Below are 13,416 nucleotides of genomic sequence, written 5' to 3'. Positions count from 1 at the left end.
TCCTTTCGGTGTGGGCTGGTACCTGCTGAACAAACGCGCGCGTGACCGCAACGCCGAGCTCGCCGGGCTCAGGTCGTGGGTCACCGGCGCGATCCACGACACCGAGGTCGAAATCATCACCGAAATCGACCGCGGGTTCACTCAGGCCACGCGGCTGCTGGAGGACGGCGTCGAGGCGGCCGTGGCTGACGCCCGGAAAGACGCGCATTCAGCAATGAACGAGCTGAAGAAAACCGTCGGTGACAGCCAAGCGGAAATCAAGCGGATCGAAAGGCTCAGCAAAGAACTGCCCACCAAGCAGTGGAATCTTCTGCACGACGAGGTGTGGGCGTTCGCCATGCAACAGCGTGATACTGACCGCGAAAACCTGGCGCTGGAGGGCGCCACATCCGGTGAGACTACTGACCGCGCGATCCGCGCAGCGCCGACCCGGTAGCGGCCCGGGACGCTGAATCCGCTCGGCACAGGTAATTCGGTTTCATTTCTCTGACGGCCTGTGGTCCAGACTGTTCGCGAATTGGTGTGAAGTAAGCGATCTCATGGAAGCTGGACCCAATTGAGCTAGCCCATTTGCCATCCTTCAATGAATAGACGACGCCATTGTCGATGATGGCTATGCTTCCGTCGTCCGCAATCGTGGTGTGGCCGCCAATTCGCGGGCGGCGGCTGTGATGTCCGTCAGCAGCTCGTCGATTTCCTCATTGGTCGTCATCGGATTGAGAAATACCAGTTTGAGGTGGACCTGGGGGGTGCCGTCCGAGGCGGTGATCTTTGTTCGAGCCAGCAATGCCCGGCCGTCAGTCATAAGCTTCCTACGGATCACGGAGTTCCAGGCGTCCTCGTCCTCGACCGGGGCCGCGTTGGTGCTGCGGCAGCGGAAGATCACCGTGCTGAGGATGGGCTCGGCCACTAAGGAGAGGGTGTCGGCGGCGGCGATCCGGGTCGCGGCATGCCGTGCCTGCTCGTGGCAGGCGTCCACCCACGAGCCCATGCCCGCGCGGCCCACCGTAAGCAGCGTGGCCGCGATCTTCAAGGCGTCGGAGCGGCGGGTGGTCTGCATAGAGGTGCCGAGAAGGGAGGTGAAGCCCGCGGCCTCGTCGTCGGACGGGTTGAGGTACACGGCCTGCTCGTCGAGGCAGTCCATGTGTCTCCGGTCGCGCACCAGGAGCACGCTCGACGACGCCGGGGTCCAGCCGAACTTGTGCAGGTCGAACGCGATCGAATCGGCTTCGGCAAGTCCCTCGAGCAGCGGTGCGAGCTTCGGCGAGAACAACGCACCGATGCCATATGCCGCGTCGACGTGCAGCCACATCTGGTACTCGGCGGCCAGCGCCGCGAGTTCGGGCAGCGGGTCGAAGGAGCCGTGATCGGTGGTGCCGGCTGTGGCAACCAGCGCCACCGGAACCTCGTCGGGGGCGAGATCGCTGAGGATCCGCCGCGCCTCGCCAGCGATCATGCGGCCTCGCTCGTCAACCGGCACCTTCAGTACGGCGTCCCGGCCCATGCCGAGGAATCCAGCGGCGCGTGCGATGGAGAAGTGGGCGGAGGCGGAGCAGAGGATGCGGGGACGGATCCGTCGCCCCGTGAGGCCCTCGCGGGACACCTCGTTGAGGGCATAGTCCCTGGCGAGGAGCAGCCCCATCAGGTTGGAGATGCTGCCGCCGGGGGTGAGGGTTCCGGACGCCTGGCTGTCGTAGCCGACCCAGGAGGCCATCTCCGAGATCAGCTGCCGCTCCAGTTCGAGTGCAAACGGGCCGCTCTCCCAGGCGTGCAGCGACTGGTTGAGTACGCCCGCCACCAGTTCGGCCGCGGCGGCCGCGGCGGTGGGGGCGCACTGCATGCGGGCTACCGCGGACGGGTGGGTGAGGTCGACCGCCCAATTCGCGTACGCCTGGAAGAGGTCCGTCACCCGCTGGGCGCTGGGTTCGTTGGTGAGGAACCTGCCGCCGCCCAGGGCCTTGTGGACCGCGGCCTTCGCCGCCTCGGGTCCGCCGGGGGCGACGGGGCCGCCGCGTTTGAGCGCGGCGTCATGCAGCGAGCCAAGGGCGGTGTCGACCAGCGCCTTGACCTGTTGCAGACCCTCTAGGCTGCCTGCCAGCGCTGTGTTGTTTCCCGTGCCGATCATTTCTGTTTGGTTCCTTTCTGTTTGGGTCCAGTGAAGGTGGTGCGGATGACGCCGATCGATGCCGTAACAACGGCGACCAGGCCCAGCACCTGAGCCGGGGAGAGAATTTCGTGCAGGACTACGAGGGCGACCAGGGCGCCGATCGCGGGTTCCAGGCTCAGCAGCACCCCGAACACCAGCGCCGGCACCCGGCGCAGCGTCTCCATCTCGCAGGTGTAGGGGACAAGGGAGGACAGCATCGCGACGCCGAATCCAAAGGCGAGCACCTCCGGCCGGGCGAACGCCTCGCCGCCCTCGGCCAGACCGGCGGGCAGCGAGCACAGGGTCCCGAACGCCATGGCGAGCGCGAGGCCGCCGCCGCCGGGCATCATCGCCCCGACCTTCGCCGAGAGCGGCACGTAGGCTCCCCAGAAGACGGCGCAGGCCAGCGCGATGAGCAGTCCAGTCAGGCCGGCCGCGCCGCCCTGCCAGCCGAGCAGCGCGATACCACTGGCCGCCAGTGCGATCCAGAGCCCGTCCTTGACTCCACGGGAAGAGATCGCGGCGACGGCCAGAGGCCCGGCCATGCCTACCGTCAGCGCCACACCGACCGGCATGCGTGCCATGGCCAGGTAGAAGCAGAGGTTCATGCCCGCGATGGCCACGCCGAACGCGACGACGGCCAGCGCTGTGCGGCGGTCCAGGCGCAGCGAGGGCCGCCAGCACAGCAACAGCACGACAGCGGCAAAGCCAAGCCGCATCACGGTCATCGCCGCCGGGCCCGCCGTGCCGAAAAGGTGCTTGGCGAAGGCCGCGCCAAGTTGCGTGCTCAGCATTCCGGTGAGCATGAGAAGCGGCGCCGGAACTCCTGCGGTGGCCGACGTCGTGCGTCTCGTGCAGATAGCGATGTCAACGGTCATGACTTGTTCGTGTCTCCTCGGGTACTGCAAGGTTCTCGAGTTCCGGTCTCAGGGGCGGCTGTCGTCGGCGAAGTAATTGATGTCGCGGAGCATGGATGTGATCGCGTGGGTCGATGCGTCGTGGTGACCTGGGCAGATGCCAAGCAACCGAGCGTGGCGTTGCAGTGTGGATCGGCCGAACGGTAGTGCGCCGACCGCCAGGTATCGGATCGCGCCGGTGCTGTCGCGTTGTGGCGTGACTTGGGAGTGGGCGTGGATGCTCGCGCTGAACGGGATGTCGAGTGCACCGGCGGCGAACGCTTGCGCGATCGCGGTCGCAGTGTCGCCCGCGTCCAGGATCGGCTGGACGAGCTCGTCGACCTCGCTTTCGATCCACTGCTGTTCCTCCTCGACCTGCTCGTGGTCGACTCGCACGAAGTCGAGCAGGTCGGAGGCGGCCAGACGGGTGGTGCGGATGCCGGCGATGTTGGCGTCGACGTCGGGGATTCCGTAGGCCTCTTGGTTGGTCTTCGTGATGATCTTCGCGGCGCCGCCGAGGCGTCCGACCAGGCCGCCGTAGAGGATGAGCGCGTCGGCTTTGTCACGCGCGCGGGGGAACACGCCCATGAATTGGTGCAGCACCGGGAAGACCTCGACGGTCGGTGGCAGGTATCGGCTTGCGAGACGGGGAATCGCACGCAGCGCAGCAACGTCTTGAACCAGTGCTCCACCTTGCGGATAGGCGACCGATAAGCAGCGGACGCCCTCGCGGGCCGCGAGAATCGCCTCGAGCAGCGTGATGGCGAGGCTGAGGGAGGGCGGCACCAGCACCGCGGTGAGTGTGCCGAAAAGCTCTCGATCGACGATCACCCCGGCTCGGGCCAGGGTCCCGCACGCCGCGTCCACCTCGCGCCAGGCCTCGAGCGACACCGGCAGCGGCACGTCCTTGCAGTACGGCAGGTTGTAGGAGATTCCGCCGCCTTCGAACGAGGTGATGCCCGAGGCGATGGATACGGCGAAGAGGTCGCGGGCGTCCGGTGAGCCGTGACGGATCTCCAGCGGCGCCTGCACCCATGCGTTCAATTCGCGGCCGCGTTCCCAGCCGTGGCTGACCAGCGGATAGCCGTTGAGGTTTCCTGGCGACGATCGCAGCGTTTCGGTCGCGACGTCGAAGTGCCGGAGCCGAGTGTGCGAGTCGATGGTCACCGGCAGCAGGTCCGGTGCCGCGCCCGCCTCGAGTTGCTCGAGCAACGAACGCATTTCGTGGTGGCCGCCGACGCCGCCCCGTGGTTGCAACGCCGGGATGCCGGTGGCGGCGGCGGCGCGGAGGACGTCGTGGGCGCTGGCCTTGCTAGAGGCTCGCAGGTGCTCGAGTATCTCGGGGAGGTCGGGCAAGTCCAGTGTTTCGTCCACTGTCAGATCGAGCAGTCCCTGGCGTGTCATGAGACCGTAGCCAGTTCGCGCGTCGGGTAGTCGGTGCGCTGGTCGGCCAGCCGGTTGAGCAGGACGGGCAGCTCGTCTGCGGTGTCCAGAATGTGGTCCACACCCAGCGCCCTGAGCCGGTTGGCGGTCTCCGGACCTTTGTGGCTGCCCACCGAAAGGTTGCCGCCGACGATAATCGGGCAGGCGAGTTGTCCGGCCGACCGCAGCTGTGGCAAGTCTTTGAGGTCTTCGTAAGCGTGGCCGTTGAGGCTCCCGATGAGGACAGCTTCTGCCTGCGGGTGCGCCCGGTAGGCTTCGGCGAACTCCTCGAGCGGGGTGCAGACCCCGAGGTTGATGACGACGAAACCTTGCTGGCGCAGCATCATTGCGATGAGCTGATTGGCTACTGCGTGCGCGTCGCTGGCGGCGACACCGAGGATGACAACGCGCGGCGCGGTATTGGCGTTGGTGTCCATGATTTTCGGTCCTTTTGGGTTGAAGAGGTTGGGCGGAGGTCAGTCGTCGAATGCGGCGAACAATTCGCGGTCGCTGATCTGGGCGACGCGCTCGAGGTCGAATTCGTCGGCGTCGGCGCGGGCCAGGGAGTCGAGCACGAGGTTGATCGCCGGGATGAGGCCCCAGACTTCGCGGTAGGGGGTCCAGCCGGGGTGGCCGGCCTCGAGGTCGCGTTGACGGGCAAACAGGTAGTCGGCCCATTCGCGGCTCATCGGGAAGCGGTGGTGGTAGTCGTGGACAACGGTGTCGCCGGTGAGCACCAGGTAGCGGCTGGGGAAGTGGATCAGCGCCATCCGCAGCGTCCAGCGCACCCAGGCGTAGGCGCGGCGGGCACCGGTGAGGTCGTCGCCGGGTACCGGCTCGCCGAGGAAGATGGCGTTGCTCAGCCCGGCAATGTAGGCGCGGCCGCGGCGAACCTCGACGTCCTTCTCGGGGAAGGTGTGCTCGACGCACAGCCGAAGCACGTTGCTGATCTGGAAGAAGAAGAACAGCGGGAGTGCCCAGGCGACGAGGAAGAACGTCCAGCCGCGCAGGATCGTGAGCAGCGCTGCGAGCAGGAGGTAACCGAGCAGTGCCACGCGGCGCTCGCCGGGAGTGGCCCCGTGGATGTAGGAGCGAATCCGGGCCCAGGCGAAGCGCGTGTGGAACACCGGCGAGCACAGCAGGGCAACGATCCGCCGCCACATTTGCTGGCGGGTCATGCCGGGGCGCAGCTGCAGGGTGACCAGCATTGCCTGCACGGTGGGGTCGTGCAGGGTCATGTGCCGTGCGGCGTGGTGGTCGCTGATGTGCTCTTTGCTGTAGCGCTGAAAGCTTTGGACGACAAAGCAGGCTGCGATGATGCGCCCAACGAGGCGGTCCGCGCGCGGCTTGCCCCACATGTTGCGGTGGGCGGCTTGGTGGAAAATCAGCATGCGCAGATTCCGCATGCCGTGCAATGTGATCGCCCAACCCACAACCAGCAGAAGCACATTCGGGCCGGGCCATGCTGCTGCACTGCAGGTGAGCCCGATTGCGAGTGATCCCAGAGCTGTTGCTAGGTGGAAGGTCGGGGTGAGCTTGGGGCCTTGCTGGTCGGTGTGGGGCTTGCCGGTCAAATACGTCAGCGGTAGCTGAAGCACCGACGGCAAACGCCGCATCGACTCACGGACATCGACCGCTACGTCGTCCATTACAAGCCTCCTCGGTTGGTGTGTGTGTGGCGGTGAGCCACTAGCCGTTGGAGTGCGCGCGCACCGAAAAAGTTGCCGAAAGTCGCTGTGGATTCACCGATCACCGACATGCTGTGGGGCCACACCCGTGCCGGGCTATCTCAGGGCAGTCGTTGCCGACGGTGCCCTGGCGCGGGTCGGGGCTTGCACGCCTTGAGGGCGACGCCGGCGGAGGCCGGTTCGCCTCGATGCGCCGGAGCAGCAGGACGCTGGGCGCAGCGGGATTGAGGCGGCCCCGGCACAGCTGCGGCGGCTGCGAAAAGTACGGGGATACCGCGGCCACAAGCCGCGTCACCGCCGATATCCGATCGGTGAGGCGTCGACCTTGTTCAGCCGCTGCGCCGGCCGAGGCGACTCCGCCTGAAGTCGACTCCGTCGTGTTCAATCACGCCGACCGCAAGACCCCGGTGTGTCGCGCCGGCGCCAGTTCCTGCTCGCCAGCGCGACAGTTATAAGAACGGGAATCTTCGATACCGCAGCCGGCGAAGAGACCGCATTGGAGTCGGCGATCGCCTGGCGTGGAAGGACTTTCAGATCGACGCAGTTGCCCGGTGGTCCCTCGAGTTCTGGCGATTGGGAATTTTCGGGCGTCGATGGGCATCCGGATTGCCTCTCTGAACCACTGCGTTGCGCTGTGGCGGCAGAAGGGGTTGGTGGCTCCGAAACGTCGCGCCGGCCGGCGCGGCAGGCGGTCCGCGCCGGCCGGAATCCGTCTGTTATTCGGGGATGGTCAGGGTTTCACCGGGCTCGATGTGGTTGGGGTCGATGATCCCGCTGGCCTCGGCGATGCGGGGGTACTGGGCGCCGTCGCCGTAGACCCGTTCCGCGATGTCCCACAGGGTGTCGCCGGGTTGCACGATGTAGCTCTGGGGCGACGGGTTGTCACCGGACGGCGGATGATTGCTGACCGTTACCGGTGTGAGGACTGGTCCCGGGTGGCCTTCCGCGGTCGGCTGATCGGTGACCAACAGCATGTCGCCGCGCTCATCCCAGGCGTGTTGGAATTCATTGATCGGCACCTGCTCCTCGTTACCGCCGTCGGGGTTTCCGGTGTCGTCGAGTGTGACCATGCCGGTGGTTTCATCAATGGCGGTGATCATCACGGCGTGACCCTCACCTTTGTCCGGCTGACCCGGATGCCAGAACGGGTCGGGATCCAGGCCCAGGATCACGCTGCGGCCTTGGTCGAGGTACTGCTTGAGGTCATGCATTGACGAGTGCTCGTCGATGTGGCACGGCACGTTGAAGCTCTGCAGCAGCTTCTGGGCGTCGTGGAAGTCGACGCCGTGAGTGGCGGTGGGTAGTTCCAGTCCCAGCTGTGTCATCCGCTCGAGCACGGCCTGTTCGGACACTGGATGCCCAACCTCCTCGGACAACACCTGAGTCACCGACGCCGGCACGCAGTCTTGCATCTGCTGCGGAAACCAATACTGGTGGGCTATCGCGGGTGTGCCGTGCACAACATCGGCACCGGTGCTGATGGAAGCCGAGGCGAGCAGGTGCGAGGGGTCGAAAGCCCCAGCACCCATTGCCCCGTGTCCGTGATCATCGAGAACATGGTGACCGGGGTCGAAGTCGTGTTGGCCGGAGAACGGGTGTTCAGTACCGTCGTTCATCGTTGTACTCCCTCTCGGTAGTGAGGTTCGGCTTGTGCCGTGTTGACGTATCGGTTAGACGGCGCCGCCTAGGCAATAAGTTTCCTCGCAGGCGTCCTGCTTGTCCCTTTTCCTGCGGCGCCTTCGCCGCCGGGAACTTCTGTGGCGTGGCGCTGTGTCTAACTCGGTGTCCCATAACTTTTCAACCGAAAGCGCACCCATGCACACCACAGGGCACCGCCGGCTAGCCGACAGTTCACTGCTACGCCTGGACCTCGAGGGCGGCAAGTACGTCGGCCGGCTCTACGCACCCGACCTCACGGTCAAGAAGGTCTTTAGCGCGGCGTCGATAGACGAGGTCAATCGGCAGATGCTGCAGTGGATCTGAGGACGCCCGCGTCCCGGCGCGTACCGGTCAGCGCGGGGCACGTCGGCTGACCGACGGGTAGGCCGCGGGGTCGCCCGGAAACTTTTAGGCTCGGCGCTGAAGCTATACCGATAGTCGGTGCGGCGCCGATCGCACACCACCGATCAACGGGAGGAGCACTATGTTTGCCCACCGCGCCGCGTTGTGGTTTGCGGCAGCGAGTCTGCTCGGGCTTGCTGGTTGCTCGGACCCTCCGGTCACTGGCGTCAGCCTCGTCATCGACGGCAAGCAGCAGGACGTCAGGGGTTCGGTGTCGTGTAGTTCTCATTCGGCCGGCGACGCCATCGACGTCGGCGACATCCGCGTCATGATTGAGCCGCAAGCTTCCGGAGTCGGGTACGCCAAGCTCGGCGACTCGACGGGAAAGTACCTGAAAGCAGGCAACAACGCGAAGCTCTCTCGTCTCCACGGCGGCGAGTACGACTATGACATCACCGGCGATGCGGTCCCAGAGGATCCGAGGGACTCAAGCCCACCGAAGCCCTTCGAACTCAAGGTCAAATGCCCGTCGTCGCCGGAGTGACCGCAAACACCGAGTCGGCTATTTGAGAATGAAACACCTTAGAGCAGAGGCGATCTCGTCGATTGACTGCTGAGCGCCGATCGCCGGCTATCACCTGTTCCAACTCCAGTTCCCGCGTGCGATGAAAACCAATGCTTCTGCTCGCCGACCGGTTGGACGTAATGCTGATCGGCTAGCCAGAGCACGGCCGGCGTGAGAGATCTCAGCAGCGGGTTCGTTTGTCCCACTGTGCATTTACCCTTGTTAGCGGAAGCAGGACGTCATGATCAAACAACTCGGGCCGCACACGATCGATCGCTGCATCCGAGGCAACGGCCTGCGGTTCACGACATCCTGGCCTCCGGGATAGCGAAGTGGGCGCAGCTGGAGGCGGTGCCGCAGGGCCGGAGTTGGAGCACCCGGTCGGCACGGCTGACGTGACTGAGAACGCCGGGGAGTGCCGGTGGTCGCGAAAATGGCTCTCTTCTGGCCGTCGGCGCTGCACCAGACACTCCTCGACGACACCTGGACCATGAGTAACCTGCGGGCGGCGGAGAGACTCCATTAGTACGGATTGCGCATCGTCACGGGTGCTCAGCCGGGACCAGTCCCCTCGGCTTGCCAGGTGGTCACGCCATCAGTCGCCCCCGAATGGACTCGCGCCGTATGCTGCCCGGTAGACGTGAGCGTGCGTCCAGTCTCGGCGCGTGCATGCCCAGTGGGGAGACACGGATGAGCGATGCGCCCAAACCGGGGACCGCAAGCGCTGCAGACGGGGTCGACGAGGACGCACTGGTTGAGGCTGCCAAGCAGGGCGACAGCCAAGCCATGAACCGGCTGCTTGCCCGGCATTGGAAGACAGTAGACAAGCTGTGCCATCGCATGTTGCGCAACGGACCAGACGCCGAGGACGCCCGTCAGGAGGCGTTGATGCAGGCCGCGCGTCGCATCACGACCTTCGAAGGACGGTCCTCGTTCGGCACGTGGATCTATTCGGTCACCCGCCACGTCTGTCTCAACGAAATCCAGAAGGCATCCCGTCACTCGACGGTGCGTTACGACGACGAGTTCGATGAGTCCGTCGCACCCGCGCGCAGTCTGCGGAACGATCGAAGATACGTGCCCCGGCGCCCACCGTCCGCCGATCACCACGGCCGCGTCTCCCAGCGGCTGGACATCGATGCGGCCATGCGCGAGGTCAGTCCGGCCTACCACTCAGTGCTGGTGATGTGGTTTTTCGGTGACATGAGCCTGGCTAGCATCGCCGCGCAATTGGATGTCCCGGTCAATACGGTCAAGACCAGGTTGTTCAAGGGAAAGGCGCAGTTGGCGCGCTTGCTGGCAGAACCCGATGCGCCATCGGCGTTGTCCCATCAGGAAACGTGCGATCCAGGCTGGGCCGAACAGTGACAGCCTCGGACGAGCGGAGGTCAGGACTCGATGACCGATGACTACGACGGGCGGTTCGTTGATGACCCGCCTCCGATCGCGACGGCGCCCTCCTCGATGTCGAACTTGGGGGTCTGCTGACCAGGATCACCCACGATCCCGACACATCTGGTGAACTACCGCCCGAGGCGCTCGCCGAGATTGAGGTGGCGATCAGGTTGGCGTGGCTGGATGGATCGCCACCCACGATGGAGCAGCTCGCCGACAAGGGTGACGCCGACTGTTACGCCGCGTACGAGTACCTGCCCAACTGGGACTTGGTGACTGAGGATTCGTGGGCATGCGGTGGATCCCAGGAATCACGCCACAAACTATGGCTGCACTCAGGGTCCCCCACCGGCCGTCGCTGGTTACCATCCAGAATTCACCGCCTGCACCCCACGCCAGGGCACGCGGCCGCCCCCGGCAGGCCAGCACCCAACACCAATACTTGGGCAGGGGCACTGGGAGCGCCCGACAATTGACCGTGAGGAGTCAACGGCATGGACGAGTTCGCGCATGAATTCGGCACAGACGACGCACAGGGCGGGTCCGAGGCGGCGATGAAGGTGGCCGCGGCGGCGCTGGCACGCGGCGACGTCGATGAGGCCGAGACGCGCTACCTGCTGGCCGCCGACTCGACTGATCCTCAGGTGCGCCGACAGGCCGAGACCGCACTGGAATCGATGGACGAGCGAGCCCGGGCGTTCTCGGCGAGGGGCGACGACACCCCGCTCAACGATCTGCAAAAGCGGGTCATTTCGCTTCCCCAGCGCTGGGTGGCTAAGGTGCCGCACTACTACCCGATGGGTTTTGGCGACGGCGAGAATTTGTGGGGCCCTCAAATCTACGACTGGCAGCCGCATGTGGGTGATCCGATGATCAACGCGCCCCGCACGAACGACCGCGGGGGTGTCGTGTACTTCGGCGAGGAGCATAGCCCGGAAGCGGTGGCGCAGCGGTTGTCGGTGTTGTTCGACGTGCTCGACGTCCAAGCGCGTCGGCGTGACTACACCGTGGTGTGGAAAGACTACGAATATCCTCGACGGGACGGTTTGGTGACCTGCCTTCGCGTCATCACCCGAGATGCACTCGAGAAATTCGACCGTGACGCCGCTGCCAGTGTGCCCGATCAGTTTCTGGAAGCCGGTGAGCTCGTGCTGAGCTTCGTGCTAGAAGAGTCGCGCCGCCTCAGCGATGCCGTGCTGACCGGCGTGTTGGGTGGTGACGGTGACTGGGCCTACGAACAGCTCGCCTTCGGCATCATGATGGAAAACGTTCATTACCAGGTGTATCGGATTTGGAGCCGGCTCTGGCTTCTCACCAAGTAGCGTCGAAGCAAATAGCACCCCGAGCCGCAACAGGACCTTCGTGATGGCCTGCTGGTGCGCAGCACGTCGTGGCGTTTCATCTTGATTCCCCGAAGCACTTTTCGAACTCGTCAGCGGTGGGAGTGGCTAACTCGCGGGCCAGGTGTGCGAAAAGCTGATGGCTGGCAGAGACTGTTCGCCGAGCAAACCCGAACGACTACGCTGCGGTGGTCACCCTCGATCAACGGCTGCATCCGATGAAGTAATTTGACAGAGTTGGTTTGGGATAATGGTGCATGCGAATTGCTCCGCGGGGATTGCGAGACGTTGTGTCGTTTCATTATCGCCGGTCACTGCGAATCCCTCCCGCCTGTGGCGTGTCGGGCGTGGCGGTTAACGCTAAGGCAACTGTTGTGGTCCACACAATCGCCGTGGTTATGCTGGCGAGGTGCCCGCGTCACTCGAATTCACCGGGCAGGCCGCGGGATGCCATTCACCACGCCATGTCCCACCGCATGTCACAATCCGGTGGCAGACCCCATCAAAACCAGCAGGATCGTCCTGATCGATATGGACGGCGTTTTAGCGGACTTAGACGCTGCGGTGCTTGATCGGCTTTCACGCGACATCACCCGCGTGGCCCGCGAGCACTGCTACATAGCAAAAGATTACTCAGACCACATGGAACATGTTCACTACGCTGCTAGCTCCAGACGAGTGGCTCGAATATGCGCCGACGCCGGGCCATCAGGTCCTAAGCAGACTGCTCCTGCCCCAGCGACGCCAACGCCATCGCGCGCAGTGCTTGGGTGCCGCCAGCACCTCGTTGGGTACTTAGTTGGGTTGCGATCTCTGGCTGACAACCTTCGGCAGCGGAGCACAGATCGGGCCAGCGCTGCGTGCGGTAATGCAGTCGATGATGAATTGCCGCCACAATGCTGGGTACGTCCGGTTTTTGACTGTCGGCAAGCGCTGTTACCGCGATGTCTACTGAGCGCTGCCCTGCCGCCGCTCACGTATTCGGTTCCGGATTCCTCTGATGCACCCGATAGTGACCGCGGTCCCGAAGAGAATCATGACGACTCCCCAAACTATCTTTCCCGTGCTGGGAGCTTGTTCGGCCTTCATCTGATCGTATGACTTGCTTCCGTCACCCGAGCCATTTCGTGTCAAGTGACAGGTGCTATCAGTGTGCATGACTTCTCCGCCGCATGTCACTGGTCCATTCGACGCAGTGACGTCGAGAAGACCATAGCCAATAGGTGCGCCGCCGAACAGCAGCATGAGAAACACCAGGGTGCCGATACCGAACTCGTTCATGCGTGTCTCCGTTTCTGAGTTGCAGTTGCAGTTGCAGTTGCAGTTGCAGTTGCCGTGTTGAGTGTCGGGTCCGCCCATTATGGGCGGCCACGCGGCTCCGACACTGTCGACGCCCCCTTCTACAGCGGCATCCTGGGCCGACTGTGGCTGGCCGAGGATTTCGCGACGGTCGCCAAAGACCTGGCGCACCATAGATACCCCAACTGCGTTCCACGACCCGGTCGTCGAATCCATTCGCCGCACTACGGGCCGCCGAGGTAGGCCGCGGTTCCGCGGGTGCGCAGAATGGGTGAGAAGTACTGCAGGCCAAAGGATTTCGCCACGCCCAAATGGGCATCGCCCGACTCCTTTGCCTGCAGGGTTTGTTGGATTCGACGATCGGACAACCGTTGCTCCCAGTCCGGGCGGTCGTTTAAGGACGCAACCGGCATCGCACGGGTGCCCAGCTGCGACGCAGTTTTAGAGGGGTCCTGACCACGAAAGGTTTCTTCAGACGGCACATTCAGCCTTCCTGGCCCGCCGCCGGAAGGTCGCCCCTGTGGTCTGCTCCGCAGATCCTTGGTCCGTAGAGCGGAATGCACTGCCCCCGAACGCTTCTCGGCCCAGTTCACCGGAGACTCTTCGGCCGTTGTGCCTTCGTTCGCCGGCGCATGTCGCTGTCGGGTGTCGCCTGTACTTGAGC

12 protein-coding genes are annotated in these 13,416 nt (G+C 64.5%); 5 read left to right on the top strand and 7 right to left on the bottom strand.

The window, feature by feature from the left end; translation table 11 throughout:
- The coding region (locus WAN02_RS32410) for a hypothetical protein (RefSeq protein WP_422269454.1) at positions 1 to 436 on the top strand (436 nt) is incomplete at its 5' end.
- A gap of 177 nt (positions 437 to 613) precedes the next feature.
- Here the strand turns inward: WAN02_RS32410 and WAN02_RS32405 are convergent.
- The 6 genes from WAN02_RS32405 to WAN02_RS32380 all read right to left on the bottom strand — a co-directional run bounded on the left by WAN02_RS32405 (position 614) and on the right by WAN02_RS32380 (position 7,768).
- On the bottom strand, positions 614 to 2,125 hold the full coding sequence (locus WAN02_RS32405) for a pyridoxal phosphate-dependent decarboxylase family protein (protein ID WP_422269453.1): 1,512 nt from the start codon (positions 2,123 to 2,125) through the stop codon (positions 614 to 616).
- Entirely contained in the window at positions 2,122 to 3,024 is a 903-nt protein-coding gene (locus tag WAN02_RS32400) for an EamA family transporter (protein WP_422269452.1), read from the bottom strand. The genes WAN02_RS32405 and WAN02_RS32400 overlap by 4 nt, the downstream gene beginning before the upstream one ends.
- Positions 3,025 to 3,072: 48 nt before the next feature.
- Complete coding sequence (locus WAN02_RS32395) at positions 3,073 to 4,446, bottom strand: hypothetical protein (protein ID WP_422269451.1); 1,374 nt, start codon at positions 4,444 to 4,446, stop codon at positions 3,073 to 3,075.
- Entirely contained in the window at positions 4,443 to 4,901 is a 459-nt protein-coding gene (locus WAN02_RS32390) for a cobalamin-dependent protein (RefSeq protein WP_422269450.1), read from the bottom strand. The genes WAN02_RS32395 and WAN02_RS32390 overlap by 4 nt, the downstream gene beginning before the upstream one ends.
- A 39-nt stretch (positions 4,902 to 4,940) precedes the next feature.
- The gene (locus tag WAN02_RS32385) at positions 4,941 to 6,113 is read right to left on the bottom strand and encodes a fatty acid desaturase (protein ID WP_422269449.1); all 1,173 of its coding nucleotides are present in this window, start codon (positions 6,111 to 6,113) and stop codon (positions 4,941 to 4,943) included.
- 755 nt (positions 6,114 to 6,868) lie between these two features.
- Positions 6,869 to 7,768, bottom strand: a complete 900-nt coding sequence (locus WAN02_RS32380; RefSeq protein WP_422269448.1) for a LysM peptidoglycan-binding domain-containing protein — start codon at positions 7,766 to 7,768, stop codon at positions 6,869 to 6,871.
- A gap of 199 nt (positions 7,769 to 7,967) precedes the next feature.
- Between WAN02_RS32380 and WAN02_RS32375 the strand changes: the two genes are divergently transcribed.
- From WAN02_RS32375 to WAN02_RS32360, 4 genes are all read left to right on the top strand, one after another.
- Entirely contained in the window at positions 7,968 to 8,135 is a 168-nt protein-coding gene (locus WAN02_RS32375; protein ID WP_422269447.1) for a hypothetical protein, read from the top strand.
- Positions 8,136 to 8,295: 160 nt separating this feature from the next.
- Entirely contained in the window at positions 8,296 to 8,697 is a 402-nt protein-coding gene (locus WAN02_RS32370) for a lipoprotein LpqH (protein WP_422269446.1), read from the top strand.
- A gap of 711 nt (positions 8,698 to 9,408) precedes the next feature.
- Entirely contained in the window at positions 9,409 to 10,086 is a 678-nt protein-coding gene (locus tag WAN02_RS32365; protein ID WP_422269445.1) for an RNA polymerase sigma factor, read from the top strand.
- Between the two features lie 521 nt (positions 10,087 to 10,607).
- Entirely contained in the window at positions 10,608 to 11,435 is an 828-nt protein-coding gene (locus WAN02_RS32360) for a hypothetical protein (protein WP_422269444.1), read from the top strand.
- A 1,541-nt stretch (positions 11,436 to 12,976) separates the two neighbouring features.
- Here the strand turns inward: WAN02_RS32360 and WAN02_RS32355 are convergent.
- Positions 12,977 to 13,416, bottom strand: a 440-nt coding sequence (locus WAN02_RS32355) for a hypothetical protein (RefSeq protein ID WP_422269443.1), incomplete at its 5' end; no start/stop codon positions are given.

Origin of the sequence: Mycobacterium sp. (assembly GCF_049281135.1) — a bacterium.
Lineage (GTDB): Bacteria > Actinomycetota > Actinomycetes > Mycobacteriales > Mycobacteriaceae > Mycobacterium.
This window is presented reverse-complemented; position numbering and strand designations above follow the sequence as displayed.